Here is a 24,828-nt window from a genome sequence, read left to right as displayed (position 1 = left end):
ATGAGTAAAGAAAAATCCTCTGGCTCGATTAATAAACACCGCCGCGCGCTCTTTATGCTACCTTTAACGTTGCCTGCCTTTGGCAGAGTGAACGTTAAAGGTTTAGGCCGGCAGGCCATTCAATTAGCGCTGGCATTAACGCTCTTCATGTTTTCAGGAAATGCGATGGCAAATAATCGGGAACAGCATCAAATAGCGTTAGTCGGCACCTGGACCCATATTCCGGATGCGCCAACGGTGCAGAAACCGACGCGCCCCAGTGAAGGGCTCTATCGTCTGGCGGTTAATGGCGACGGCACGTTAACGCTGCTCGATGTCATTAAAATGAAAAGCCCGTCGTGGATCGTCACATCCCGCGATGGCCGCTTCGCCTATGCCACCAATGAGGAGGATGCGGGAACGGTGACCGCCTTGGCGATAGACCAGGCTGGCAGCCTGCGGGTGCTGAATACGGTGAGCAGCGCGGGTCGGCAGCCGACGCATGCCACCCTCAGCCCGGACGGCAAGTTTCTGTTGGTCGCCAACTATTCCGTCGCCAAAGGCGGCGCGGGAGTGACGGTATTGCCGATTGGCAGCGACGGCAGGCTGGGTGAACGCGTACAGCATTATCCGTTTACGCCCGGCTCCGGCATCGTGCAGGGGCGCCAGGAAGGCGGGCATGCGCACTCCACCACCTTCAGCCGCGATGGCCAATACCTGTACGCGGCGGACCTCGGCGGCGATAAGCTGCACGCCTACCGCTATCGTTCGGATAACGCGCAGCCGTTGCAGGCGGATGCTTCGCGCGATGTCGCCTTTGCGCCCGGCGCCGGCCCAAGGCACATGGTGTTCTCGCCGGCAGGCGACTATGCCTATGTCATCACCGAAATGGCGGGCGAGATCGAGGCGTTTGCCGTTAACGACAATCGATTGACGCGGCAAGGGAAAGTGAAACTGAACGGCGGCCTCGATTCGGCGGAGGCGAAAAGCGGTGGGGCCATTATCCTGAGCCCGAGCGGCAGATATCTTATTGCCACCCATCGCGGTACCGATAACCGCCTGCTGGTATTAAAAATAGGCAGGGACGGTCTGCCAGGCGTGCCGACGCGCTATGAGGCCGGCGGCATTGAGCCGCGTGCGCTCGCTTTCGATGCCGGGGGTAACCATCTCTATGTGACGAATGTATTCACCAACACCGTTATGCTGTTCGATTTCGATGATGAGAAGGGCGAATTGCAGGCCAGAGGGCAGGCGGCGACGATCTCAACGCCGACGGATATTAAGTTTTTTAATTGATGCCAATTATAACGCTCGGCGACAATCGGACCTGAACAGGGGAAAAGGGGAATTGCGGGTGCAGATGATGGGGAATGGCGTGATAAGAAAGAATGGTGTCCCCGACTGGAATCGAACCAGTAACTAGCCCTTAGGAGGGGCTTGTTATATCCGTTTAACTACGGGGACGCTGCGGGCCGGCAACCGACGCTGCCGGGGCATTATACCTTTTTTTACCCGCAGAATAAGCGGTTAGCGGCGCGTTTGCTCAATACCTCGCCAGTTCACGCCGAAATTTCCTCGGCTAACCGACCGCGATCACGGTTTTTCCCCGCCGTGGCGCCGCTTTTTCTCTTGCCGACGCGCGGCCTGGTTTTTGGCGCTCAAATCGTTGCGGATCTGCGCGTGGCTTATCAGCGCAAAGATAAAGGTGCCGCCGATGATGTTACCCGCCAGCGTCGGCAGAGCGAACGGGTAAATGAATGCTTGCCAGCCAATCGCGCCGTTGAACACCAGATACAGGATCTCGACCGAACCGACCACGATATGGGTCAAATCGCAAATCGCCACCAGGTAGGTCATCAGCACGATCACCCAGATTTTCGCCGCGCCGGCGGCCGGGAACATCCACACCATGGTGGCGATGATCCAGCCGGCCAGGATGCCGTTGGCGAACATTTCTCCCGGCGTATGGCGCATCACCTCTTCGCCCAGGCTGACGAAAGCGCCGCGCGTTTCGGCGTCGAACAGCGGCATATGGGTAAACGCCAGCGCCGCCAGCCCGGTGCCAATCAGGTTGCCGAGCAGCACCACGCCCCACAGGCGCAGTAGGATCAGCAGGTTGCGCGGCGTGGGCTTATGCATGATTGGCAATACCGCCGTGACGGTGTTTTCGGTAAACAACTGCTGGCGTGCCATGATGACAATGATGAAACCGAAGGTATAGCCGAGGTTCTCGATGAAAAAGCGGCTGGGATCGTCCGGCAGGTGGGCGTGGAAAATGCCTTTTGCCGCCAGCGAGGCGCCCATCGACAGCCCGGCGGCGATCGCCGACCACAGCAGCGCCAGCCCGTCGCGCTCCAGCTCTTTTTCGCCTTCCATCCGGATCTGTTCATGCACCGCCGCCGCGCGCGACGGCAGATTCTCTTCCCTGACTTCGATTTCGCGCTTGCCCTGTTCCTGCTCCTCGCTCTCTACCTGCATCGTCTCATCCGGCTCGTGCTCCTGGCGCTGCTGCTCGCTCATGCTGTCGCTCCTGCTCATTAAGGGTGAGTTCACGTCATTAAGCGTAGTTGCCTGGCCCAAATGCGGCGAAATACAGAAAAAGGTAACAAGAGTTAAAATCCGCCGATTTTTTCCACGCATTCTTGATCCTGCTCGCCATATTGGCCCGTCGGCGCGCCCGCCGCGGGCTGCGTGCGGGGAAAGGCTTATGCTATGATTCGCTATCCCAAAGAAAAATATGAGTTCCCCGATGCTGGAAGCCAAAAGTCTGAGTTGCGTGCGCGATGAGCGCATCCTGTTTAGCGAGCTAAGCTTTTCAGTTCAGCCGGGCGATATCATTCAGGTAGAAGGGCCGAACGGCGCGGGTAAAACCAGTTTGCTGCGTATTCTCGCCGGTCTGGCGCGGCCGGACGGCGGCGAGGTGTGCTGGCGCGGGCGCAGCACGCTGCGCGATCGTGCGGGTTACCAGCAAGATTTGCTGTTTATCGGCCATCAGCCCGGCATCAAAGCCGTATTGACGCCCTTCGAAAATTTGCAGTTTTATCAAGCGGTGCGCGGCACAACCGATCATCCGGCCATCTGGCGCGCCCTGGAGCAGGTGGGGCTGGTGGGCTACGAAGATCTGCCGGTGGCGCAGCTGTCCGCCGGGCAGCAGCGGCGCGTGGCGCTGGCGCGGCTGTGGCTCAGCGCGGCGCCGCTGTGGATCCTCGATGAGCCGCTGACGGCGATCGACAAACAGGGCGTAGCCGAGTTGATTAGCCTTTTTGAACAACATGCGCAGCGGGGCGGCATGGTATTGTTGACCACCCATCAGGATTTGGCCGGCGTCAGCCAAACGGTAGGTAAAGTTCGTTTGGCGGAACATGACGCGGGGAGCCTGTGATGTTTTTGACCCTGGTGCGCCGCGAACTGAAGATCGCCTGCCGTAAAGGCTCGGAGATCGTCAACCCGCTGTGGTTTTTCCTGATTGTGATCACGCTGTTCCCGTTGGGGGTTGGCCCGGAGCCGCAGCTGCTGGCGCGCATTGCGCCGGGCATCGTGTGGGTGGCGGCGCTGTTGGCCTCGCTGCTGTCGCTGGAGCGGCTGTTTCGCGACGATTTCCTCGATGGCTCGCTGGAGCAGCTGTTGCTGCTGCCGACGCCGCTGCCGATGACGGTGCTGGGCAAAGTGTGTGCTCACTGGGTCGTGACGGGATTGCCGCTGCTGATCCTATCGCCGCTGGTGGCGCTGCTGCTGTCGCTCGATATGCAGACCTGGCTGGCGGTGGCGGGGACGCTGCTGCTCGGCACGCCGACGCTGAGCCTGATCGGCGCTATCGGCGTGGGGCTGACCGTCGGCCTGCGCAAAGGAGGCGTGTTGCTCAGCCTGCTGGTGCTGCCGCTGTATATCCCGGTGCTGATCTTCGCCACCGGCGCGATCGACGCCGCCTCGATGGGCATGCCGATCGACGGTTACCTGGCGATACTCGGCGCGATGCTGGCGGGCAGCGTGACATTGGCGCCGTTTGCCACCGCGGCGGCGCTGCGAGTGAGCGTGCACTAGCTAACGTATTGAATGAACAGACGGGGCAAGGCCGACAAGAGCGTACCCCGCAGAAGATTTTCGCCGTTTCGATCGCTCGGGGCGGCCGACGCATAAAAATTACCGTGAGCACTGACGACAATGTGGAAATGGTTACATCAACTGGCGCGGCCTGAACGGCTGTATCACGTCTGCGGCCGCTTTATCCCCTGGCTGGGGCTGGCGGCGGCGGCCTGCCTGCTGCTGGGCTGGGCATGGGGCTTTGGTTTCGCGCCGAAGGATTATCAGCAGGGCGACAGCTTCCGCATCATTTATATTCACGTGCCGGCGGCCATGTGGTCGATGGGCATCTACGCCTCGATGGCGGTGGCGGCGTTTATCGGCCTGGTGTGGCAGATGAAAATGTCCGATACCGTGGTGGCGGCGATGGCGCCGATCGGCGCGGTGTTCACCTTTATCGCGCTGGTGACCGGCTCCGCCTGGGGCAAGCCGATGTGGGGCACCTGGTGGGTGTGGGATGCGCGTCTGACCTCCGAGCTGGTGCTGCTGTTCCTTTATATGGGCGTCATCGCGCTGTACAACGCCTTTGAAGACCGCCGTCTGGCGGGCCGCGCCGCCGGGATTCTGGTGCTGGTGGGCGTGGTAAATATCCCTATCATCCATTTTTCGGTCGAATGGTGGAATACGCTGCATCAGGGCTCGACCAATATGCAGCAGTCTATCGCGCCAAGCATGCGCACCCCGCTGCGCTGGGCGATCCTCGGTTACCTGCTGCTGTTCGTCACGCTGACGCTGATGCGCCTGCGCAATCTGATCCTGTTCCAGGAGCGCCAGCGCCCGTGGGTCGCCGGGCTGGTGAATAAGGAGTGTCAGTCATGAATGCCGCGTTCGATTCCTGGTCGGCGTTTTTCGCCATGGGCGGTTACGCCTTCTATGTTTGGCTGGCGGTCGCCGCCACGCTGATTTCGCTGTTGGGGCTGGTGGCGCACACCGTCTGGCAACGGCGGCAGTTGCTCGCCGAGATCGGCCGCCGTCAGGCGCGCGAGCGGCGCATTCGCCATGCGCAACAATCAAAACAAAAATCCGCCGTACCGCGGGAGAAATCATTGTGAATCCACGTCGTAAAAGCCGTCTTTATCTGGCGATCGTTGTGCTGATCGGCATCGCGCTGACCGCGACCCTGATGCTGTACGCGCTGCGCTCCAACATCGATCTGTTCTATACCCCGGGTGAAATCCTGCAGGGCAAGGGCGAAAATCATGAGAAGCCCGAGGTCGGCCAGCGGCTGCGCATCGGCGGCATGGTGATGCCGGGCTCGGTAAAACGCGATCCCAATACGCTGCAGGTCAGCTTCAAGATTTACGACGCGCGCGGCGCGATCGGCGTGACCTACACCGGCATTCTGCCGGACCTGTTCCGCGAAGGGCAGGGCGTGGTGGCGCAGGGCGTGCTGGGCGAGGGCAACGTGGTCAATGCGCGCGAAGTGCTGGCCAAACACGACGAGAAATACACGCCGCCGGAAGTGGCCGACGCGATGAAAGAGAACCACAAAGGCCCGGCGGAAGCGTATAACGCGCCGCAGGCGGAGGGCGCCAAGTCATGATGCCGGAACTGGGCAGTTTTCTGCTGTGCCTGGCGCTGGCGATTGCGCTGTTGCTGAGCATTTACCCGCAGTGGGGCGCGGCGCGGCAAGACAGCCGCATGATGGCGGTCGCCCGCCCGCTGACCTACGGCATGTTCGCCGCGATTGCGCTGGCGTTCCTGTGCCTGGTGCACGCCTTCGTGGTCAACGATTTTACCGTCGCCTACGTGGCCACCAACTCCAATACCCAACTGCCGGTGTATTACCGCATCGCCGCCACCTGGGGGGCGCATGAGGGGTCGCTGCTGCTGTGGGTGCTGCTGCTGAGCTGTTGGTCGCTGGCGGTGGCGTTGTGCAGCCGGGCGATGCCGCAGGATGCGGTGGCGCGGGTGCTGTCGGTGATGGGGATGATCACCGCCGGTTTCCTGCTGTTCATTATCATGACCTCCAACCCGTTCACCCGCACGCTGCCGAATTTCCCGATCGACGGCAGCGATCTCAACCCGCTGCTGCAGGATATCGGCCTGATCTTCCACCCGCCGCTGCTGTATATGGGCTATGTCGGCTTCTCGGTCGCCTTTGCGTTCGCCATCGCCTCGCTGATGGCCGGCCGGCTCGACACCGCCTGGGCGCGCTGGTCACGCCCGTGGACCACCGCGGCCTGGGTATTCCTCACGCTCGGCATCGTGCTCGGATCGGCCTGGGCCTACTATGAGCTGGGCTGGGGCGGCTGGTGGTTCTGGGATCCGGTGGAAAACGCCTCCTTTATGCCGTGGTTGGCCGGCACCGCGCTGATGCATTCGCTGGCGGTGACCGAAAAACGCGGCACGTTCAAAGCCTGGACGGTGTTGCTGGCGATCACCGCCTTCTCGCTGTGCCTGCTGGGCACCTTCCTGGTGCGTTCCGGCGTGCTGGTCTCGGTGCACTCTTTCGCCTCCGATCCGGCGCGCGGCATGTTTATCCTCGCCTATCTGGTGATCGTGATCGGCGGTTCGCTGCTGCTGTATGCGGTCAAGGGCGGCCAGGTGCGCAGCCGGGTGCAGCACGAGACCTTCTCGCGCGAGACCTTCCTGCTGGGCAACAACGTGCTGCTGATCGCCGCCATGCTGGTGGTGCTGTTGGGCACGCTGCTGCCGTTGGTGCACAAACAGCTGGGGCTGGGCAGCATCTCGATCGGCGAGCCGTTCTTCAACACCATGTTCACCTGGCTGATGGCGCCGTTGGCGCTGCTGTTGGGCATCGGGCCTTTGGTGCGCTGGCGCCGCGATGAGCCGAGCAAGCTGTGGCGCCGCCTCGGCGTGGCGCTGTTGGCGACGCTGGTGCTGTCAATCCTGCTGCCGTGGCTGCTGCAGGACAGCATCGCCGGCATGACGGTGGTGGGCCTGATCATGGCGCTGTGGGTGATCATTCTGACGCTGATGGAGCTGCATGAGCGCGCTACCCACCGTCACGGTTTCTGGCGCGGCCTGCGCCAGCTGTCCCGCAGCCACTGGGGCATGGTGCTCGGCCACCTCGGCGTGGCGGTGACGGTGATCGGCATCGCCTTCAGCCAGAACTACAGCGTGGAGCGCGACGTGCGGATGAAGGCCGGCGACAGCGTGGATATTCACAACTATCACTTCGTGTTCCGCGACGTGCACGACATTCGCGGCCCGAACTACAGCGGCGGCGTCGGCATCATCGACGTCACGCGCAACGGCAAGCCGGAGGCGACGCTGCACGCGGAGAAACGCTACTACAGCGTGGCGCGCAGCATGATGACCGAAGCGGCGATCGATGGCGGTTTCAGCCGCGATCTGTACGCGGCGCTGGGCGAGGAGCTGGAGGACGGCTCCTGGGCGGTACGCCTGTATTACAAACCCTTCGTGCGCTGGATTTGGTTCGGCGGCGTCTTTATGGCGATCGGCGGCCTGCTGTGCATCCTCGACCCGCGTTACCGCATGAGCAAAAAACTCAAGCGCGAAGGCAAGCTGGAGGCGCAACCATGAATCGTAAGCTGCTGTTTATCCCGTTGGTCCTCTTCCTGCTGCTGGTGGCGGCGCTGATGGTGCAACTGACGCGTAACGCCGGCGGCGAAGATCCGACCATGCTGGAATCGGCGCTGATTGGCAAACCGGTGCCGACCTTCAGGCTGGAGTCGCTGGATCAGCCCGGCAAAACCTACGATCAGGCGGTGCTGCGCGATGGCAAGCCGATATTGCTTAACGTCTGGGCCACCTGGTGCCCGACCTGCCGCGCGGAACACCAGTATCTCAATACGCTGGCGGCGCGTGGCGTGCGGGTGGTTGGCCTGAACTATAAAGACGATCGCGCCAAGGCGGTGACCTGGCTGAATTCCCTCGGCAATCCCTATGCCCTCAGCCTGTACGACGGCGACGGCATGCTGGGGTTGGATCTCGGGGTCTACGGCGCGCCTGAGACCTTCCTTATCGACGGCCAGGGGATTATTCGCTATCGCCACGCCGGCGACATGAATGAGCGCGTTTGGCAGCAGGAAGTGCTGCCGCTGTATAAAAAGTACGGGGGTGAGGCATGAGGCTGATTGTCCTGCTGTGCGCCGCGCTGCTGAGCTGGAGCGCCGCCGCGGCGATCGATACCTATCGCTTCAACTCCGTCGAGCAGGAGCAGCAGTATCGCGAGTTGACCGAACAGCTGCGCTGCCCGAAATGCCAAAACAACAGCATTGCCGATTCCAATGCCATCATCGCCGCCGACATGCGCACCAAGGTGTACGAGCTGATGATGCAGGGGCAAAGCAAGCAGCAGATCATCGATTACATGGTGGCGCGCTACGGTAACTTTGTCACCTATGAGCCGCCGGTAACGCCGGCGACGCTGATCTTGTGGATCGGCCCGCTGCTGTTCGTGCTGATCGGCGGGGCGGTGGTGATCCTGCGCACCCGTCGCCGGCCTGGCGCGGTGGTGGACGATGAATTCTCCGAACGGGAACGGCAGCGCCTGGCGGCGCTGTTGCAAGAGACTGACAGGAAGAAACCCTAATGGCTTTTTGGCTGATTATTTGCGTGTTGCTGGCCGGCGCCGCCGCGCTGCTGGTGGTGCCGGCGATGCGCCACGGCAAGCAGAGCGCCGCCACGCGCGATGCGTTGAACAAGGCATTTTATCAGGATCGCCTCAGCGAGCTGGAGCAGGACGAGCAGCAAGGCGTGGTGGCCGAGCGCCCGGAGCTGGTGAAAGAGCTGCAACAAAATCTGCTGAACGACATTCCCGTCGAGCAGGCGGCGCAGGCGAAGCCGATCAATCGCTGGGCGCTGGTGCCGGGCGTGCTGTTATTGCTGGCGGTGACCGTTGGCTTTTATCTGAAAACCGGCGGGTTGGCGCAGGTGCTGGACTGGCGCCTGGTGCAGGCGCAAATGCCGGAATTGCGCGAGCGCGTCGCCAATGAGCGCGCCAAACCGCTGAGCATGGAAGAGATCGCTCGCCTCGGGCTGGGGCTGCGCACCGCGCTGCAGCAGGACGATCGCAACATCAACGACTGGATGATGCTGGGGCGGGTCGGCATGGCGCTGAACAACGCCACCACCGCTACGCAGGCGTTTGCCCATGCTTATCAATTGGATCCGAATAGTCTGGAAGTGCGGCTCGGCTATGCCGAGGTCTTGACGCGCTCCAACGATCCGGAGGATAACAAGCAGGCGACGCAGCTGTTGCGGCGCATGATCGCGGAAAATCACGGCGATCCGCGGGTGCTGAGCCTGCTGGCGTTCAATGCCTTCGAACAGGGCGACTTCAAGCAGGCGATAGGCGCCTGGCAGGTGATGCTGCAGCTGCTGCCGGCCACCGATCCGCGCGCGGAAGTGATAAAGCGCAGCATTGCACAAGCAAAAGCCCAGGCCGGCGGAGAAACTGTTAAACTGAATGTGACCGTTTCGCTGTCACCGCAGGCGGCGAAAGCCCTGCCGACGCAGGGGACGCTGGTCATCTCGGTGACCGACGGCGTCAGCCCGGTGCCGGTGGCGGTAAAACAATTGCCGCTGAGCCGTTTTCCGCTGTCTTTCTCTCTGGATGACAGCAACGCCATGATGCCCGAGCGTTTACTCTCGGCACAGCATCAGGTGCAGGTGCGTGTGCGCCTCTCACAGGACGGATTGGCCACGCCGCAGCCGGGAGACTGGTTCGGCGAAAGCTCGCTGCAGACATTCAGCGGTAAAGAGCAGGTTAGCGTTCAGATAAACAAGCAGGTCAATGAAAAATAAGACCGAACGTGTTTTTATGGAGAAAAATATGAACTTTCGCCTGACTGGGGTGGCATTCGCAACGGTATTACTGGTGGGCTGTGCCAGCGCGCCAGACAAAGATCCGCAAGGGCGTTCCGATCCTTTGGAAGGATTTAACCGGACGATGTTCGACTTCAACTACAACGTCCTGGATCCTTATATCCTGCGCCCGGTCGCGGTGGCCTGGCGCGACTACGTGCCGATGCCGGCGCGTAACGGCATCAGCAACTTCACCTCCAACCTGGAAGAGCCGGCCAGCATGGTCAACGCCTTCCTGAAGGGCGATCCTTACCGCGGGATGATCCACTTCAACCGTTTCTTCCTGAATACCCTGCTCGGGATGGGCGGCCTGATCGACGTGGCCGGCATGGCCAACCCGAAACTGGCGCGCGAAGAACCCAACCGCTTCGGCAGCACGCTGGGCCATTACGATGTGGGTTACGGCCCGTACGTGATGTTGCCGGGCTACGGCAGCTTCACGCTGCGTGACGAAGGCGGCGACTTTGCGGATACGCTGTATCCGATGCTGAGCTACCTGACCTTCTGGATGTCGGCGGGCAAGTGGGTGGTCGAGGGGATCGAAACCCGCGCCCAGCTGCTGGATTCCGATGGTCTGCTGCGCAACTCTTCCGATCCTTACATCATGGTGCGCGAAGCTTACTTCCAGCGCCACGATTTCATCGCCAACGGCGGTTCGCTCAAGCCGGAAGAGAACCCGAACGCCAAGGCGATTCAGGGCGAACTGGACGAGATCGACTCGCAGTAATCACGGGCGTTACGCCAATGAAAACCCGCCGTCAGGCGGTTTTTTTTATGCCGGCGGCAAGCGGCGGGCAAAAAAAAGCGCCCCGAGGGGCGCTTTGGCTTCTTTCTCAAGCGAGATTAGAAGCGGTAGTTGAAGTTGGCGCCGTACAGCCAGGCCTTGCCTTCGGAAGTGAAGGTGTAAGGGCCTTCGTTGATGGTGACTTTTTGGCCGTGCATGTAGGACACGCCGACGTCGACCGACGCATCTTTGTTGAACGCATAGGTGGTACCGGCACTCAGCCAGAAACGGTCCTGATCCGGAATGGAGATCGAACGGTTTTGGGCGGGCACCGGGCTGTCATCGAAAGCGATACCGGTACGGAAGGTCCAGTTGTCGTCGTAGAAGTAGGTGGTGCCCAGCGCGATGCGGTAAGCGTCTTTGAAGCCTTCATGCTTCTGGAACAGGGTCTGGCCGTTGTTGCCGGTGGCTTTCAGCTCCTGGAACTGGCTCCAGCTGGTGTAGGCCAGGCTATAGTGGATAGCCCACTGCGGCGCTACTTTGTTGTAACCGGACAGCTCCCACATTTCCGGCAGATGCAGGCTCAGAGAACCCGGAATGGTGGTGCCGTTGGTACCCCACGGAAGACCTTGAGAGGCCAGCAGCGGGTTGAAGGCTGAAGGCAGACTGCTTTTGTAATCGCCGTCGAAGTCGATTTTCACTTCTGAGCGATAGGTGAAGCCGTAACGGTTGTTTTCATCCACTTCGTACAGAATACCGGCGTTCCAGCCGAAGCCCCATTCGTCGCCTTTCAGGTGAGAAATTTGAGTATCTGCCGGGATCTGCGAAACCGGGCCGGCCAACTGTGGCGGCAATTTGCCTGAACCGGCGATCAATTTTGGCAGGTCGCCGGCATAACGTTCGAGTTTAGCCTTGGCGTAGACGGCGTCAAAACCCAGACCGAAGCTGAAGTTTTTGTTCAGGCGATAAGCGCCGCTCAGATTCAGGTTCAGGGTTTCCAGATCGGTTTTGCCGCCCATGGAACCCGCCGCATAACCGTTGTTGTATTCGGTCGCCAAACCAAAGTTGCTGGTGACCGAGCCGCCTACGGCGAATTGATCGTTAATCGGGTGAACATAATGCAGGTTCGGCACCCAGGCGGTCGGCGCGATGTTTTTCGCATCCAGGCTGGCGCCGGAAGGGGATTGGCCACTGATATCGACGTCCGGATCGATGAAGACTGCGCCGAAAGAGAGTTCCGGACGGGTATACATCATCAGCAACGCCGGGTTGCGGCTCGCGGAGGCCGCCGTATCCGCCATGGCGCCTTCGCCAGAATACGAACGTCCTAAACCAGCTGATGAGAACTCATTCAGCTGGAATCCTGCGGCAGACACGTTTGAAGAAATAATTGCCACTGCAGCTGCGAGAGCTGATTTAGTCAATAGGTTTTTCTGGCTCATGACCAAAACCTCATTATGTGTTTATTATTTAAACTATGTTACGCAAGGTAACAAGGAGCGCGGGATTGTAGGGTCCGTTATCATTCAGACAAATCAGACCAGTGGCTGAAGTATAGGTCTGACCTGTGAAAATGTTGCAAGTTTGTTTTTGAAATATTTCCAACCTGATATCAAAAAAGAGATCTGCTTAACAAAAAGCCAGCGGTAAATAACAAAATTCTTACCATTCCTTAGCAGGCGCTCATTTTTATTTGTGATTTCCATCACTTAAAACACCCAGTAAAAGTAAGTGCTAGTGATTGCCGGCGCGGAAGCGTAAAATACCTGCAGAATTTTGTGGCTTTGTGCCGGTGAGTAAAACGGCAATTTGGGCTGATAACCGAGGCCCTTGAGGAGAACCAATCATGTCAGATGCAATTAATAAATGCAGCGCCCAGGAAACCGCCGCGTGTTGCTGCGTGGATGTCGGCACCGTGATGGATAACACCGATTGCACCGCGTCCTACAGCCAGGTGTTCAGCAATCAACAAGATGCGGAAGCCATGCTGGCCGCCCTGAGCGAAAAGGCGCGCGCGGTAGAATCCGACCCTTGTGACATCAGCAGTAGCATTAAACCGGTTGACGGCGGCGTGCAGTTGGAGGCCGATTTCACCTTCGCCTGCCAGGCGGAAACCCTGATCTTCCAGCTCGGCCTGCGTTAATCCCCGCTTTACCCCCGGCGCCGCCTGCCGCGCGTCGGGGATTGCCTTCCCTACATCGCCCCCCGATAGAAAGTGCGCCTGCTCGCAGTTTTGATCTCTGCCGGTTTGCCAAATGTAACCGTTTGGTTAACAATGACCTCATCAGGTCAGACCTCTTTCTGCCCATTGCGCTGACGTTATTTTCTTCAGGAGCATTTATGAGTAAGGCACTGCCGTTGGTGACCCGTCATGGTGACCGCATTGCGATTGTGAATGGACTACGTACCCCCTTTGCCAAACAGGCGACTGCCTATCACGGCATTCCGGCGGTGGATTTAGGGAAAACGGCGGTGAGCGAGCTGTTGGCGCGCAGCGGTATCGATCCGCAGCTTATCGAACAGCTGGTGTTCGGCCAGGTGGTGCAAATGCCCGAGGCGCCGAACATCGCGCGTGAAATCGTGCTCGGCACCGGCATGAGCGTCCATACCGACGCCTACAGCGTGTCGCGCGCCTGTGCCACCAGCTTCCAGGCGATCGCCAACGTGGCGGAGAGCATCATGGCCGGCAGCATCAGCGTCGGCATCGCCGGCGGGGCGGACTCTTCTTCCGTCTTGCCGATTGGCGTCAGCAAGGCGCTGGCGCGCACGCTGGTGGACGTCAACAAGGCGCGTACGCTGTCGCAGCGTCTCAAACTGTTCAGCCGGCTGAAATTCCGCGATCTGATGCCGGTGCCGCCGGCGGTGGCGGAGTATTCCACCGGGCTGCGCATGGGCGATACCGCCGAGCAGATGGCGAAGAGCCACGGCATCACCCGCGAGGCGCAGGATGCGCTGGCGCACCGTTCACACGAGCTGGCGGCCAAGGCCTGGCAGCAGGGGTGGCTGCGCGACGAGGTGATGACCGCCTATGTGCCGCCTTACCGCGCGCAGCTTTCTGAAGACAACAACATCCGTAAAGACTCCAGCCTGGCTTCCTACGCCAAGCTGAAACCGGCGTTCGATCGCAAGCACGGCAGCGTCACCGCGGCCAACAGCACACCGTTGACTGACGGCGCGGCGGCGGTGTTGATGATGAGCGAGTCGCGCGCCAAAGAGCTGGGGCTGCAGCCGCTGGGCTATTTGCGCAGCTTCGCCTTCGCCGCCATCGACGTGTGGGAAGACATGCTGCTGGGGCCTTCCTACGCCACGCCGCTGGCGCTGGATCGCGCCGGTATCGGCCTGGCCGATCTGACGCTCATCGACATGCATGAAGCCTTCGCCGCGCAAACGCTGGCTAACCTGAAGATGTTCGCCAGCGAAGAGTTCGCCCGCGAGAAGCTTGGCCGCAGCCAGGCGATCGGCGAGGTGGACATGGACAAATTCAACGTCCTGGGCGGTTCCATCGCCTATGGCCACCCGTTCGCCGCCACCGGCGCGCGTATGATCACCCAGACGCTGCATGAGCTGAAACGCCGCGGCGGCGGGCTGGGCCTGACCACCGCCTGCGCCGCTGGCGGGTTAGGGGCCGCGATGATCGTGGAGGTGGAATGATGAGCTTTGAAAACGCATTGCATGAACAGCGCGCCAAACCGTCGGCCTTTCAGCTGACGATTCGCCCCGACAACATCGGCGTGATCGCCATCGACGTGCCGGGCGACAAGGTGAACACGCTCAAGGCCGAGTTCGTCGAACAGGTGAACGACGTGCTGATCCGGGCGCAACAGCATACCGCGCTGGAAGGGTTGGTGATCGTTTCCGGCAAGCCGGACTCGTTTATCGCCGGCGCCGACATCACCATGATTGCCGCCTGCACCAGCGCCAAAGAGGCGGAAACGCTGGCCAAGAAAGGGCAGAGCACGCTGGCGCAGATCGCCGCGTTCCCGGTGCCGGTGGTGGCGGCCATTCACGGTGCCTGCCTGGGCGGTGGGCTGGAACTGGCGCTGGCCTGCCACGGCCGCGTCTGTTCGCTCGATGACAAGACCGCGCTTGGGCTGCCGGAAGTGCAGCTGGGCCTGCTGCCGGGCTCCGGCGGTACGCAGCGCCTGCCGCGCCTGGTCGGTGCCGCCAAGGCGCTGGACATGATCTTGACCGGCAAGCACATTCGTGCCCGCCAGGCGCTGCGCATGGGGTTGGTGGACGACGCCGTGCCGCAGTCGATTCTGTTGCAGACCGCTATCGAGCGGGTGAAACAGGGCTGGAAACATCAGCGCGAGCTGCCGTGGCAGGATCGCCTGCTCAACGGCCCGCTGGGCAGAAATCTGCTGTTCAGCATCGTGCGCAAGAAAACGTTGGCGAAAACCCACGGCAACTACCCGGCGGCGGAGCGCATCATTCAGGTGGTGCGCACCGGGCTGGATCACGGCAGCGCCAGCGGTTATGAGGCCGAAGCGCGCGCCTTCGGCGAACTGGCGATGACGCCGCAGTCGGCGGCGCTGCGCAGCCTGTTCTTCGCCTCCACCGCGCTGAAAAAAGAGCGGGGCGGCAATGCTCAGCCGCGCGCCCTGCACCGCGTCGGCATTCTCGGCGGCGGTCTGATGGGCGGCGGCATCGCCTGCGTCACCGCCACCCGTGGCGGTTTGCCGGTTCGCATCAAAGACATCAATGAAACCGGCATCAATCACGCGCTGAAATACAGCTGGGACGTGCTCGGCAAGCGGGTGCGCAGCAAGCGCATGCGCCCGGCCGAGCGGCAAAAACAGATGATGCTGATCTCCGGCTCTACCGATTACACCGGCTTTGAACAGGTGGATGTCGTGGTCGAGGCGGTGTTTGAAGATTTGGCGCTGAAGCAGCAGATGGTGGCCGAGGTCGAAGCAAACTGCGCGCCGCATACCGTGTTCGCCTCCAATACCTCCTCGCTGCCTATCGGCCGCATCGCCGAAAAAGCCCAGCGGCCGCAGCAGGTGATCGGCCTGCACTACTTCAGCCCGGTGGACAAGATGCCGCTGGTGGAAGTGATCCCGCACGCCGGCACCAGCGAAGAGACCATCGCCACTACCGTGGCGCTGGCGCACAAGCAGGGCAAGACCGCCATCGTGGTGGGCGACAGCGCCGGTTTTTACGTCAACCGCATCCTGGCGCCGTACATCAACGAAGCGGCGCGCTGCCTGCTGGAAGGCGAGCCGATGGAGTCGCTGGACAAGGCGCTGGTGGACTTCGGTTTCCCGGTCGGCCCCATCACCCTGCTGGATGAAGTGGGCATCGACGTCGGTACCAAGATCATCCCGGTACTGGTCGAGGCGCTGGGGCCGCGCTTCGCCGCGCCGGCTGCGTTCGATGCGGTGCTGAAAGACGGGCGCAAAGGGCGCAAGAACGGCCGCGGCTTCTATCTCTACCCGAGCGAAGGGCAGCAGCGGCAGCGGCGCAAACGTGCGGATACCTCATTGTATACGCTGCTCGGCGTCACGCCGAAGGCGCACATGCTGCCGGCGACCGTCGCTCAACGCTGCGTGATGATGATGCTGAACGAAGCGGCGCGCTGCCTGGACGAAGGCGTGATCCGCAGCGCGCGCGACGGCGACATCGGCGCAGTGTTTGGCATCGGCTTCCCGCCGTTCCTCGGCGGCCCGTTCCGCTATATGGACGAACTCGGCGCCGAGAAAGTGGTGAAGACGCTGGACTACCTGCGTCAGCAGCACGGCGAGCACTTCGCCCCGTGCGAACGCCTGCAGCGCATGGCGCAGCAGGGCGAGCGCTTTTACCCGCTGGGGAGCTGAACGCAGGGCGGCCCGATTTGCACTATAGTTGCAACAGGGCCGCGTTGTGATCGCCATCACTCCTTGCAACAGCGTCAGCCGGTGAGGCTGTACAGCAAGGCGCAGGCAGCGGTAAGTTAGCTTGACCGCCATCAATAAATTTCATGGCGGCAAGGTTAAAATTTAACCCGTTGAATTGCTTGTTCTGTGAGCAATCGAGGTTTGCCCGGAGAGGATTGCTGTAAAAAACAGCGTTTTCTTTACGCAAACTTTCAGGCAAAATGCCCGGCCGCCATAAAGAGACGGCGCGTTATCGTTTTAAAGCTTTGGCTTTGGGTTGTAAAACTCGGCGGTACAGCACGCACGGCGTTTCTGTATAGCGTTACTTTGTCAACAACAGCGGTGCAATATGCAAGTTTTGATTATGCGTCACGGAGAGGCGGCGCTCGAGGCAGCCAGCGATGCGGTAAGGCCCCTTACCCTATGCGGCCGCGACGAGTCCCGTCAGATGGCGGCCTGGTTGAACACCAAGTCTGTGGATATTGAACGCGTGCTGGTCAGCCCCTATCTGCGGGCCGAACAGACGCTGGCGACGGTGCGTGAAGCCTTGACGCTGCCGGAGGGCGAAGAAGTGCTGCCCGAGCTGACGCCGGGCGGCAACGCCGAACAGGTCGGCAGCTATCTGCAGGCGCTGGCGATGCAGGGGGTGAGCTCGGTGCTGATCGTGTCGCACCTGCCTCTGGTGGGCTATCTGGTGGCCGAACTGTGCCCGGGCGAGTGCCCGCCGATGTTTGCGACCTCGGCGATTGCCAACGTCGATCTGCCGGCGGACGGCAGTTACGGCAAGTTTGAATGGCAGGTCAGCCCGTCGCAGGTGATGGCCAAAGTGTGAGCTGCGGATGCGGTGCAGAATAAACTCAGGGCGATGTCTGACATCGCCCTGAGTCGTTTCTGCGGGTCTACTCGGCCAGCTCCACCAACAGCAGGATGGCGGCGTTGCCGCCCCATTCCTTCGGCGCCTGGTGGAACGCCAGCACGTCGGGATGCTGCGCCAGCCACAGCGGCGTTTGCTGTTTGAGAATGTGTTTGCCGTGCCCGTGCATCACGCAGGCGCAGTGCACGTGTTCACGTTTGCAGGCGGCGATCAGCGCCCCCAGCTCCTGCTTGGCCTGCAGCTGGGTCAGGCCGTGCAAATCGAGAAACAGCTCCGGCGAATAATCGCCGCGTCGCAGCTTCTTCAGCTCATACGGGCTGCTGCCGGGGCGCACGTAGCGCGTCGGGCCCTCTTCTTCCAGCTGCGGCTGGTATTCATCTGAAAAATAATAGCTGGCATCGACCTGCTCCTGCAGCAGCCGCTGCGGGGTAATCTGTTTGACCTTGGGTTTCGGCGGGCGGTGGACGATGGTGTCCTGGCGCAGCTTTTTCGCGCCCGCCACCGACTCTCTGAAGAGCTGTTGTTCGTCTTTGCTCAGAGGGGGCTTGTTCTTCATGCTTCATTCACCGGAAATCGTTTATTTCGCTAGTTTACCTTGTGAACGAGCGCTGTCGACGCAAAACTCGGGCCAGAATGAAAAGCGCGAGGGGCAAGCGTGATTTGTCGCGGGCTTCATGGCAAACTATGCGGCTAAATCATGAAACACAGCGCCTGCCGGAGGGCAAATTGGACAAAATTTTCGTCGACGAAGCAGTGAACGAACTGCACACCATTCAAGATATGCTGCGCTGGACGGTAAGCCGTTTCAACGCCGCCAATATCTACTATGGTCACGGAACCGATAATCCGTGGGACGAAGCGGTGCAATTGGTGCTGCCAAGCTTGTTCCTGCCGTTGGATATTCCGGAGGACATGCACACCGCCCGTCTGACCTCCAGCGAGCGCCATCGCATCGTTGAGCGCGTGATCCGCCGCGTCAACGAGCGCATCCCGGTTGCCTACCTGACCAACAAGGCCTGGTTCTGCGGCATGGAATTCTACGTCGACGAGCGCGTACTGGTGCCGCGTTCGCCGATCGGCGAGCTGATCAACGATCGCTTCAGCGCGCTGATCCCACACCCGCCACGCCATATTCTCGACATGTGCACCGGCAGCGGCTGTATCGCCATCGCCTGCGGCTACGCTTTCCCGGAGGCGGAAGTGGACGCGGTGGACATCTCCAGCGAGGTGCTGGCGGTGACCGAGCGCAACATTCAGGCGCACGGCGTCGAACATCAGGTGATCCCGATCCGTTCCGATCTGTTCCGCGACGTTCCCGCGATCCAGTACGATCTGATCGTCACCAACCCGCCGTACGTCGATGCGGAAGACATGTCCGATCTGCCGCAGGAGTTCCGCTTTGAGCCGGAGCTGGGCCTGGCGGCGGGCAGCGACGGCCTGAAGCTGGTGCGCCGCATCCTGGCCTGCGCGCCGGACTACCTGACCGACGACGGCGTGCTGATTTGTGAAGTGGGTAACAGCATGGTACACCTGATGGATCAATATCCGGACATTCCGTTCACCTGGCTGGAGTTCGAAAACGGCGGCGACGGCGTGTTCATGCTGACCAAACAGCAGCTGGTGGATTGCAAGGAACACTTCAGCCTCTACCGCAGCTAAACCGCATTTCCAGGGCCCGCACGGCGGGCCTCATAACGATAAAAGACTAACGGTAAGGAGCCGTGATGGCAGGAAACAGTATTGGGCAGATTTTCCGCGTCACCACCTTCGGTGAATCTCACGGGGTGGCGCTGGGTTGTATCGTCGACGGCGTGCCGCCCGGCATTCCGCTCACCGAAGCCGATTTGCAACACGATCTGGACCGCCGTCGTCCGGGCACCTCGCGTTACACCACCCAGCGCCGCGAACCGGATCAGGTGCGCATTCTCTCCGGCGTATTCGAAGGCGTGACCACCGGCACCAGCATCGGTTTGATCATTGAGAACACCGATCAGCGCTCGCAAGACTACAGCGCCATCAAAGACGTGTTCCGTCCCGGGCATGCCGACTACACCTACGAACAGAAATACGGCCTGCGCGACTATCGCGGCGGCGGCCGTTCTTCGGCGCGCGAAACCGCCATGCGCGTTGCGGCGGGCGCCATCGCCAAGAAATACCTGCAGCAGAAGTTCGGCGTGCAGGTACGCGGCTATCTGGCGCAGATCGGCGACGTGACCTGCGAGCTGAAAGACTGGGATCAGGTCGAGCAGAACCCGTTCTTCTGCCCGGATCCGGACAAGCTGGAAGCGCTGGACGAACTGATGCGCGCGCTGAAAAAAGAGGGTGACTCCATCGGCGCCAAGGTCAGCGTGATCGCAGAAAACGTGCCGGTTGGCCTGGGCGAGCCGGTGTTTGATCGCCTCGACGCCGATCTGGCGCACGCGCTGATGAGCATCAACGCGGTGAAAGGCGTGGAGATCGGCGACGGATTCGCCGTGGTGACCAAACGCGGCAGCGAAAACCGCGATGAAATCACCCCGGAAGGCTTCCAGAGCAACCATGCCGGCGGCATTCTCGGCGGCATCAGCAGCGGCCAACCGATGGTGGCGCATCTGGCGCTGAAGCCGACCTCCAGCATCATGGTGCCGGGCCGCACCATCAATCGCCAGGGCGAAGCGGTGGAAATGGTCACCCGCGGCCGCCACGATCCGTGCGTGGGCATCCGCGCCGTGCCGATCGCCGAAGCGATGATGGCGATCGTGCTGATGGATCACCTGCTGCGCCAGCGTGCGCAAAACGGTGATGTGGTTTCCGACGTGCCGCGCTGGTAAACGCCATGAAAAACTGGATGTTGGGCCTGGTGGCCCTGACGGCCTCCGCCTCCGCCATGGCGCTGACGCCGTGGCAGAAAATCGATCACCCGGTGGCCGGCGCGCCGCAGGCGGTGGGCGGTTTCGCCAACGGCTGCATCATCGGCGCGCAGCCGTTGCCGCTGAACTCACCGAACTACCAGGTGATGCGTACCGACCAGCGCCGCTATTTCGGCCACCCGGATCTGCTGGCGTTTATTCAGCGCCTCAGCAGCCAGGCGAACCAGAAAGCGCTGGGCACGGTGCTGATCGGCGATATGGCGATGCCGGCCGGCGGCCGCTTCAGCAGCGGCCACGCCAGCCACCAGTCGGGGCTCGACGTCGACATCTGGCTGCAGCTGCCGCGCCAACGCTGGAGCGCGCAGCAATTGCTGAAACCACAGCCGATCGACCTGGTATCAGGGGACGGCAAACAGGTGGTGGCCAGCCAATGGCAGCCGCAAATTGAGTCGCTGATCAAGCTGGCGGCGCAGGACGCGGAGGTGACGCGCATCTTCGTCAACCCGGCGATCAAGCAGCGCCTGTGCCTGGATGCCGGCGCCGATCGCGCCTGGTTGCACAAGGTGCGCCCGTGGTTCGGCCATCGTGCGCACATGCACGTGCGCCTGCGCTGCCCAGCCGGCAGCCTGGAGTGCCAGGAGCAGGATACGCCGCCGCCGGGTGACGGCTGCGGGGCCGAACTGGCGAGCTGGTTCGTGCCGCATCAGCCTAACGCCAAGCCGGGCAAATCCGTGCCGCCGCCGTTACCGCCGACCTGTCAGGCATTGCTGGATCACCATTTCTCAGCGGAATAACACATGGACTGGTTTGTCATTGGCCCCGAGATGCTCGGGGTGTTGTTTGCGGTAGCGCTGCTGGCGGGGTTTATCGACTCCATCGCCGGCGGCGGTGGGTTGCTGACGGTACCGGCCCTGCTGGCGGTGGGGGTTCCCCCGGCGCAGGCGCTGGCCACCAACAAGCTGCAGTCGGTCGGCGGCTCCTTCTCCGCCAGCCTGTACTTTATTCGTCGGCGCGCGGTGAACCTCAATGACCAAAAGCTGACGATATTTCTGACGCTGATCGGTTCGATCGCCGGCGCCATTCTGGTGCAGCATATGCGCGCCGATTTGCTGCGGCAGATGTTGCCGCTGCTGGTGATCGGCATCGGCCTCTACTTCTTACTGATGCCGCGGCTGGGTGAGGAAGATCGTCAACGCCGCCTCGGCGCCTTGCCGTTTGGGCTGGTGGCCGGTGGCTGCGTCGGGTTTTACGACGGTTTCTTCGGCCCCGGCGCCGGGTCTTTCTACGCGTTGGCCTATGTGACGCTGTGCGGTTTTAACCTCGCCAAGTCCACGGCGCATGCCAAGGTGCTGAACTTCACCTCCAACGTCGGCGGGTTGGCGCTGTTCATCATCGGCGGCAAGGTGGTGTGGAGCATCGGTTTGGTGATGCTGGTGGGGCAGGTGCTGGGGGCGCGTCTGGGGGCGCACATGGTGCTGACCCGCGGGCAGAAGCTGATTCGGCCGATGATCGTGATCGTCTCACTGGTGATGAGCCTCAAGCTGCTGTACGACAATCACGGCGCGGAAATTCAGCAGTGGTTGACCGCCTTGGTGCACGGTTAAAGATGAAGAGGGGGCGTTGCTTACGCGCCCTGTCTTATCGGGTATAATGGCCTCTTTATTTTTGTGGTTATAGAGTTTTTATGTCAGACATGCAGACCCGCTATCACTATGAACAGCTGATCGAGATCTTCAATCAGTGCTTCAGCGATGATTACAACACCCGCCTGGTGAAGGGCGACGACGAGCCTATCTACCTGCCGGCCGACGACGAACTGCCGTATCACCGCATCGTGTTCGCCCATGGCTTCTACGCCAGCGGCCTGCACGAAATCTCGCACTGGTGCATCGCCGGCGAAGCGCGCCGCCAGCTGGTGGACTTCGGTTACTGGTATTGCCCGGACGGGCGCGACGCGCAAACCCAGAGTGAATTCGAAGCGGTAGAGATCAAACCGCAGGCGCTGGAATGGATGTTCTGCGTGGCGGCCGGTTTCCCGTTCAACGTCAGCTGCGACAACCTGAACGGCGACTGCGAGCCGGATCGCATCGCGTTCCAACGCAAGGTGCGCGCCCGGGTATTGGCGCTGCTGGAGCAGGGAATACCCACACGGCCTGCACGCTTTATTCAGGCGTTGCAATCGTTCTACAATACGCCACCGTTGGCGGCCGAGCATTTTCCGTACCCGGAAGATCTCAACTGACGCCACAGCCCGCTATTTAATGAGGAAATTTGATGATCGCAGAATTCGAAGCGCGCATTTTGGCGCTGATTGATGACATGGTAGAGCACGCCAGCGATGATGAACTGTTTGCCGGTGGCTACCTGCGCGGTCATCTGACGCTGGCGGTGGCCGAAGCGGAAGAGCAGGGTGAGCACACTGCCGAAGCGCTGAAGGCGCGGGTGGAAGAGAGCCTGCACAAGGCGATCGCCGCCGGGGAACTCTCGCCGCCGGATCAGATCCTGGTACGCGGCATGTGGGAAAACCTCTATCAGGCCGCCACGCCTGCCGCCTGACCGCCATGCCGGGGCGCATCACCGCGCCCCTCATTCATGAATTAAACCGCACGCCCTTTCAGCAGCTTTCGTACCCACATCCGATTCGGATTCAACGCCGCCAGCAGACGCGCATCGCCCGGTAACGGTTCGCCGAACAGCTGCGCCGCCAGAATTTCCGCTGCGAGCGGCGCCGAGCACAGCCCGCGCGATCCCAACCCGCCGATAGCAAACAGGCCGGGATAGACCGGCGCATCGGCGACGGTTTCGCCGCGCTGGTTCTGCCGCTGCAAATCCTGATACTGCGTCACCGTGGCCTGATAGTCCGGCAGCGCGCCGACCATCGGCAAATGATCGCGGGTGGCGCTGCGCACGCCGCAGCGCGCCTGATGAGCGCTGACGTCCACCTGCTGCGGCCAGGCCTGCTCAGGCAGGCAGCGCAGCAGGCGCTCGCGGTTTTCCTGTTGCTCCTGCTCGCGGTAGTCGGTGGCGGTGTCGCCACGCTGGTAGCTGGCACCGATGCAGTGTTGGCCGTTGTTGGCATTGACCGGCGTCAGGTAGCCGTCGTAGCACAAGACCTGTTTCAACTGACCGAGGGCCGGCGAGCTTGGGATGTGCGACACCTGCCCGCGCACCGAGTACAGCGGCAGGGCTTGCGTCGGCGCCAGCTCGGCCAACCGGTGTCCGTTGGCCAGGATCACCGTCGCATGGCGGTGGCTTTCGCCGTGGGCGAAGTCGATGCGCCAGCCATTTTCTTCACGCGCCAGCGCCTGCGCATCGTGCCGGTAGCGGCAGACCAGACCCTGCCGCTGCGCCAGCGCGATAGCACCGCGCGTCAGCTCGGCCGGGCAGAGCCAGCCGCCCTGCGGGTAGGTGATGCCGCCAAAGCCGGTATCGACGCCGCACAGTTCGCTGAGCGTCTCGCGGTCGGCCGCCATCGCCAGCGCCGGCGGCCAGCCGGTTTTCAGCATATTGGCGATCTTGGCCCCACTCTTTTCGTCGTAGGCCAGCTGGCTGACGCCGCACCACTGGTGATCAAAGGTGACGCCTTGTTGCAAGAGGGTGTCGTATTGACGACGGGCGAAGGGAAACGCGGCGCTGAAGAAACTCTCCAGCGCGTCGCCGCTGCCGTTCAACAGAGGATAAATCGCCCCCTGACGGTTGCCGGAAGCGCCCTCGGCCGCCTGCTCGTCGGCGCAGTACAGCGTGACGCTGGCGCCGCGCCGCAATAAGGCCAACGCGGTGAGCGCGCTGGCGACGCCGCCGCCGATCAGGGCGATGTCGGCGGTGTTGTCCGCCGTCGGACGCCGATACCAGGGTGCCGGGTGGGGTGTAGGCTGCGTATCGGCCGGCAGACCGCCGGCGAGCATCTCACGTTTTTGGCCGAAGCCTTTGCAACGGTTGACCTGAAAACCGGCCTGCTGCAAGCCGCGGCGCACGAAGCCGGCGGCGGTAAAGGTGGCGAAGCTGCCTTCCGGCCGGGCGAAACGCGCCATGGCGGCGAACAGTTGCTCGGTCCACATGTCGGGATTTTTGGCCGGTGCGAAGCCGTCGAGGAACCAGGCGTCGACCTGGTTATTCATGCTGGCGTCGAACTGAGGCAGCAGTTCGTTGACGTCGCCGAACCACAGATCGAGCGTAATGCGGCCTTCGGCCAACAGCAGGCGATGGCAGCCCGGCAGCGGCAGCGGCCATTGGGCGCGCAGCTCGTCGGCATAGGGAGCCAGCTCCGGCCAGCGCGCATGCGCCGCCGCCAGATCGGCCTGCTGCAGGGGGAATTTTTCAAAGCTGATAAAGTGCAGGCGTTGCAGCGCGGCGTCCGGCTCGGCCTGGCGGAAGCCCGCGAAGGCCTGCCACAGGGTCAGGAAATTGAGCCCGGTGCCGAATCCGGTTTCCGCCACCACCAACAGCGGGCGCGGGTGAGTGGCGAAACGCTGCGGCAGCCGGTTGCCGTGCAGGAAGACATAGCGGGTTTCTTCCAGCCCATCCTGATTGGAAAAATAGACGTCATCAAACTGTTTCGAAACAGGTGTACCCTGTTCGTTCCAGGTTAGCGTTGCGGTTTGGATGGGGGCGTGGTTCACGGTCAATAGCTCGAAATTCAAGGGATGCCGCGAATTCTAACGGCGCTGGCGC

Annotated in this window: 25 protein-coding genes and 1 tRNA gene; 21 read left to right on the top strand and 5 right to left on the bottom strand. The window is 61.6% G+C overall.

The features are described 5' to 3' along the window. Positions 1–1,275 carry a lactonase family protein gene (locus tag V8N38_RS17990; RefSeq protein ID WP_244951319.1) on the top strand — a complete coding sequence of 425 codons (1,275 nt, stop codon included), beginning with the start codon at positions 1–3 and terminating at the stop codon, positions 1,273–1,275. A gap of 93 nt (positions 1,276–1,368) precedes the next feature. On the opposite strand, the gene V8N38_RS17985 is transcribed toward V8N38_RS17990, so the two are convergent. Beyond that, positions 1,369–1,443 (bottom strand) — tRNA-Arg (locus tag V8N38_RS17985). Positions 1,444–1,572: 129 nt separating this feature from the next. Further along, complete coding sequence (locus tag V8N38_RS17980; protein WP_147840060.1) at positions 1,573–2,499, bottom strand: formate/nitrite transporter family protein; 927 nt, start codon at positions 2,497–2,499, stop codon at positions 1,573–1,575. Positions 2,500–2,728: 229 nt separating this feature from the next. Here V8N38_RS17980 and ccmA point away from each other — a divergent pair, with 229 nt between their 5' ends. From ccmA to mlaA, 10 genes are all read left to right on the top strand, one after another. Next, positions 2,729–3,361 carry a cytochrome c biogenesis heme-transporting ATPase CcmA gene (ccmA, locus tag V8N38_RS17975; RefSeq protein ID WP_060419962.1) on the top strand — a complete coding sequence of 211 codons (633 nt, stop codon included), beginning with the start codon at positions 2,729–2,731 and terminating at the stop codon, positions 3,359–3,361. After that, entirely contained in the window at positions 3,361–4,020 is a 660-nt protein-coding gene (ccmB, locus tag V8N38_RS17970; protein WP_060419965.1) for a heme exporter protein CcmB, read from the top strand. Before ccmA ends, ccmB begins: the two co-directional genes overlap by 1 nt. Positions 4,021–4,140: 120 nt before the next feature. Further along, on the top strand, positions 4,141–4,878 hold the full coding sequence (locus V8N38_RS17965) for a heme ABC transporter permease (protein ID WP_147840061.1): 738 nt from the start codon (positions 4,141–4,143) through the stop codon (positions 4,876–4,878). Next, positions 4,875–5,111 carry a heme exporter protein CcmD gene (gene ccmD, locus V8N38_RS17960; protein WP_147840062.1) on the top strand — a complete coding sequence of 79 codons (237 nt, stop codon included), beginning with the start codon at positions 4,875–4,877 and terminating at the stop codon, positions 5,109–5,111. The genes V8N38_RS17965 and ccmD overlap by 4 nt, the downstream gene beginning before the upstream one ends. Then, complete coding sequence (ccmE, locus tag V8N38_RS17955; protein ID WP_004936264.1) at positions 5,108–5,602, top strand: cytochrome c maturation protein CcmE; 495 nt, start codon at positions 5,108–5,110, stop codon at positions 5,600–5,602. Before ccmD ends, ccmE begins: the two co-directional genes overlap by 4 nt. Beyond that, positions 5,599–7,569: a heme lyase CcmF/NrfE family subunit gene (locus tag V8N38_RS17950; protein WP_039564915.1), complete on the top strand. Its 1,971-nt coding sequence runs from the start codon at positions 5,599–5,601 to the stop codon at positions 7,567–7,569. Before ccmE ends, V8N38_RS17950 begins: the two co-directional genes overlap by 4 nt. Beyond that, a complete protein-coding gene (locus tag V8N38_RS17945) occupies positions 7,566–8,117 on the top strand; it encodes a DsbE family thiol:disulfide interchange protein (RefSeq protein WP_033653726.1) in 552 nt (183 codons plus the stop codon). The genes V8N38_RS17950 and V8N38_RS17945 overlap by 4 nt, the downstream gene beginning before the upstream one ends. Continuing rightward, positions 8,114–8,581 carry a cytochrome c-type biogenesis protein CcmH gene (locus tag V8N38_RS17940; RefSeq protein WP_060419972.1) on the top strand — a complete coding sequence of 156 codons (468 nt, stop codon included), beginning with the start codon at positions 8,114–8,116 and terminating at the stop codon, positions 8,579–8,581. Before V8N38_RS17945 ends, V8N38_RS17940 begins: the two co-directional genes overlap by 4 nt. Continuing rightward, a complete protein-coding gene (ccmI, locus tag V8N38_RS17935; RefSeq protein ID WP_147840063.1) occupies positions 8,581–9,795 on the top strand; it encodes a c-type cytochrome biogenesis protein CcmI in 1,215 nt (404 codons plus the stop codon). Before V8N38_RS17940 ends, ccmI begins: the two co-directional genes overlap by 1 nt. A gap of 28 nt (positions 9,796–9,823) precedes the next feature. After that, a complete protein-coding gene (gene mlaA, locus V8N38_RS17930; RefSeq protein ID WP_049200138.1) occupies positions 9,824–10,582 on the top strand; it encodes a phospholipid-binding lipoprotein MlaA in 759 nt (252 codons plus the stop codon). Positions 10,583–10,698: 116 nt separating this feature from the next. On the opposite strand, the gene fadL is transcribed toward mlaA, so the two are convergent. Beyond that, positions 10,699–12,021: a long-chain fatty acid transporter FadL gene (gene fadL, locus V8N38_RS17925; RefSeq protein WP_060419975.1), complete on the bottom strand. Its 1,323-nt coding sequence runs from the start codon at positions 12,019–12,021 to the stop codon at positions 10,699–10,701. A gap of 404 nt (positions 12,022–12,425) precedes the next feature. Between fadL and V8N38_RS17920 the strand changes: the two genes are divergently transcribed. The 4 genes from V8N38_RS17920 (at position 12,426) to sixA (ending at position 17,266) form a co-directional block, all read left to right on the top strand. After that, positions 12,426–12,722 (top strand): YfcZ/YiiS family protein, encoded by a 297-nt coding sequence (locus V8N38_RS17920; protein WP_072145088.1) that lies wholly within the window; start codon positions 12,426–12,428, stop codon positions 12,720–12,722. A 197-nt stretch (positions 12,723–12,919) separates the two neighbouring features. After that, entirely contained in the window at positions 12,920–14,230 is a 1,311-nt protein-coding gene (gene fadI / locus V8N38_RS17915; RefSeq protein WP_033653729.1) for an acetyl-CoA C-acyltransferase FadI, read from the top strand. Further along, positions 14,230–16,395, top strand: a complete 2,166-nt coding sequence (gene fadJ, locus V8N38_RS17910; RefSeq protein WP_087763421.1) for a fatty acid oxidation complex subunit alpha FadJ — start codon at positions 14,230–14,232, stop codon at positions 16,393–16,395. The genes fadI and fadJ overlap by 1 nt, the downstream gene beginning before the upstream one ends. A 388-nt stretch (positions 16,396–16,783) precedes the next feature. After that, on the top strand, positions 16,784–17,266 hold the full coding sequence (gene sixA, locus V8N38_RS17905; RefSeq protein WP_004936230.1) for a phosphohistidine phosphatase SixA: 483 nt from the start codon (positions 16,784–16,786) through the stop codon (positions 17,264–17,266). Positions 17,267–17,333: 67 nt separating this feature from the next. On the opposite strand, the gene smrB is transcribed toward sixA, so the two are convergent. Further along, positions 17,334–17,864, bottom strand: coding sequence for an endonuclease SmrB (smrB, locus tag V8N38_RS17900; RefSeq protein WP_060419981.1), 531 nt, complete (start codon positions 17,862–17,864; stop codon positions 17,334–17,336). A 170-nt stretch (positions 17,865–18,034) separates the two neighbouring features. On the opposite strand from smrB, the gene prmB reads away from it, so the two are divergent. The 6 genes from prmB (at position 18,035) to V8N38_RS17870 (ending at position 22,713) form a co-directional block, all read left to right on the top strand. Then, entirely contained in the window at positions 18,035–18,967 is a 933-nt protein-coding gene (gene prmB, locus V8N38_RS17895; RefSeq protein WP_033648158.1) for a 50S ribosomal protein L3 N(5)-glutamine methyltransferase, read from the top strand. 65 nt (positions 18,968–19,032) lie between these two features. Beyond that, positions 19,033–20,118: a chorismate synthase gene (gene aroC, locus V8N38_RS17890; protein WP_147840064.1), complete on the top strand. Its 1,086-nt coding sequence runs from the start codon at positions 19,033–19,035 to the stop codon at positions 20,116–20,118. A 5-nt stretch (positions 20,119–20,123) separates the two neighbouring features. Continuing rightward, a complete protein-coding gene (mepA, locus tag V8N38_RS17885; RefSeq protein ID WP_038876512.1) occupies positions 20,124–20,951 on the top strand; it encodes a penicillin-insensitive murein endopeptidase in 828 nt (275 codons plus the stop codon). A 3-nt stretch (positions 20,952–20,954) separates the two neighbouring features. Next, entirely contained in the window at positions 20,955–21,761 is an 807-nt protein-coding gene (locus V8N38_RS17880) for a sulfite exporter TauE/SafE family protein (RefSeq protein ID WP_025303718.1), read from the top strand. An 89-nt stretch (positions 21,762–21,850) separates the two neighbouring features. Further along, positions 21,851–22,399, top strand: coding sequence for an elongation factor P hydroxylase (locus tag V8N38_RS17875; protein ID WP_169318894.1), 549 nt, complete (start codon positions 21,851–21,853; stop codon positions 22,397–22,399). 32 nt (positions 22,400–22,431) lie between these two features. Then, positions 22,432–22,713 (top strand): YfcL family protein, encoded by a 282-nt coding sequence (locus V8N38_RS17870; RefSeq protein ID WP_016926855.1) that lies wholly within the window; start codon positions 22,432–22,434, stop codon positions 22,711–22,713. Positions 22,714–22,754: 41 nt separating this feature from the next. On the opposite strand, the gene mnmC is transcribed toward V8N38_RS17870, so the two are convergent. Then, on the bottom strand, positions 22,755–24,776 hold the full coding sequence (gene mnmC, locus V8N38_RS17865; protein WP_147840065.1) for a bifunctional tRNA (5-methylaminomethyl-2-thiouridine)(34)-methyltransferase MnmD/FAD-dependent 5-carboxymethylaminomethyl-2-thiouridine(34) oxidoreductase MnmC: 2,022 nt from the start codon (positions 24,774–24,776) through the stop codon (positions 22,755–22,757). Between the last annotated feature and the right edge of the window lie 52 nt (positions 24,777–24,828).

Origin of the sequence: Serratia nevei, assembly GCF_037948395.1 — a bacterium.
Classification (GTDB): Bacteria; Pseudomonadota; Gammaproteobacteria; order Enterobacterales; family Enterobacteriaceae; genus Serratia; species Serratia nevei.
The sequence above is the reverse complement of the archived record's forward strand: the minus strand, read 5'-3'. Positions and strand labels throughout refer to the sequence as shown.

Coding starts and splice junctions, on each gene's coding strand:
- V8N38_RS17990 (WP_244951319.1), top strand. CDS start 1: ATGAGTAAAGAAAAATCCTCTGGCTCGATTAATAAACACCGCCGCGCG.
- V8N38_RS17980 (WP_147840060.1), bottom strand. CDS start 2,499: ATGAGCGAGCAGCAGCGCCAGGAGCACGAGCCGGATGAGACGATGCAG.
- ccmA (WP_060419962.1), top strand. CDS start 2,729: ATGCTGGAAGCCAAAAGTCTGAGTTGCGTGCGCGATGAGCGCATCCTG.
- ccmB (WP_060419965.1), top strand. CDS start 3,361: ATGTTTTTGACCCTGGTGCGCCGCGAACTGAAGATCGCCTGCCGTAAA.
- V8N38_RS17965 (WP_147840061.1), top strand. CDS start 4,141: ATGTGGAAATGGTTACATCAACTGGCGCGGCCTGAACGGCTGTATCAC.
- ccmD (WP_147840062.1), top strand. CDS start 4,875: ATGAATGCCGCGTTCGATTCCTGGTCGGCGTTTTTCGCCATGGGCGGT.
- V8N38_RS17950 (WP_039564915.1), top strand. CDS start 5,599: ATGATGCCGGAACTGGGCAGTTTTCTGCTGTGCCTGGCGCTGGCGATT.
- V8N38_RS17945 (WP_033653726.1), top strand. CDS start 7,566: ATGAATCGTAAGCTGCTGTTTATCCCGTTGGTCCTCTTCCTGCTGCTG.
- V8N38_RS17940 (WP_060419972.1), top strand. CDS start 8,114: ATGAGGCTGATTGTCCTGCTGTGCGCCGCGCTGCTGAGCTGGAGCGCC.
- ccmI (WP_147840063.1), top strand. CDS start 8,581: ATGGCTTTTTGGCTGATTATTTGCGTGTTGCTGGCCGGCGCCGCCGCG.
- mlaA (WP_049200138.1), top strand. CDS start 9,824: ATGAACTTTCGCCTGACTGGGGTGGCATTCGCAACGGTATTACTGGTG.
- fadL (WP_060419975.1), bottom strand. CDS start 12,021: ATGAGCCAGAAAAACCTATTGACTAAATCAGCTCTCGCAGCTGCAGTG.
- V8N38_RS17920 (WP_072145088.1), top strand. CDS start 12,426: ATGTCAGATGCAATTAATAAATGCAGCGCCCAGGAAACCGCCGCGTGT.
- fadI (WP_033653729.1), top strand. CDS start 12,920: ATGAGTAAGGCACTGCCGTTGGTGACCCGTCATGGTGACCGCATTGCG.
- fadJ (WP_087763421.1), top strand. CDS start 14,230: ATGAGCTTTGAAAACGCATTGCATGAACAGCGCGCCAAACCGTCGGCC.
- sixA (WP_004936230.1), top strand. CDS start 16,784: ATGCAAGTTTTGATTATGCGTCACGGAGAGGCGGCGCTCGAGGCAGCC.
- smrB (WP_060419981.1), bottom strand. CDS start 17,864: ATGAAGAACAAGCCCCCTCTGAGCAAAGACGAACAACAGCTCTTCAGA.
- aroC (WP_147840064.1), top strand. CDS start 19,033: ATGGCAGGAAACAGTATTGGGCAGATTTTCCGCGTCACCACCTTCGGT.
- mepA (WP_038876512.1), top strand. CDS start 20,124: ATGAAAAACTGGATGTTGGGCCTGGTGGCCCTGACGGCCTCCGCCTCC.
- V8N38_RS17880 (WP_025303718.1), top strand. CDS start 20,955: ATGGACTGGTTTGTCATTGGCCCCGAGATGCTCGGGGTGTTGTTTGCG.
- V8N38_RS17875 (WP_169318894.1), top strand. CDS start 21,851: ATGCAGACCCGCTATCACTATGAACAGCTGATCGAGATCTTCAATCAG.
- V8N38_RS17870 (WP_016926855.1), top strand. CDS start 22,432: ATGATCGCAGAATTCGAAGCGCGCATTTTGGCGCTGATTGATGACATG.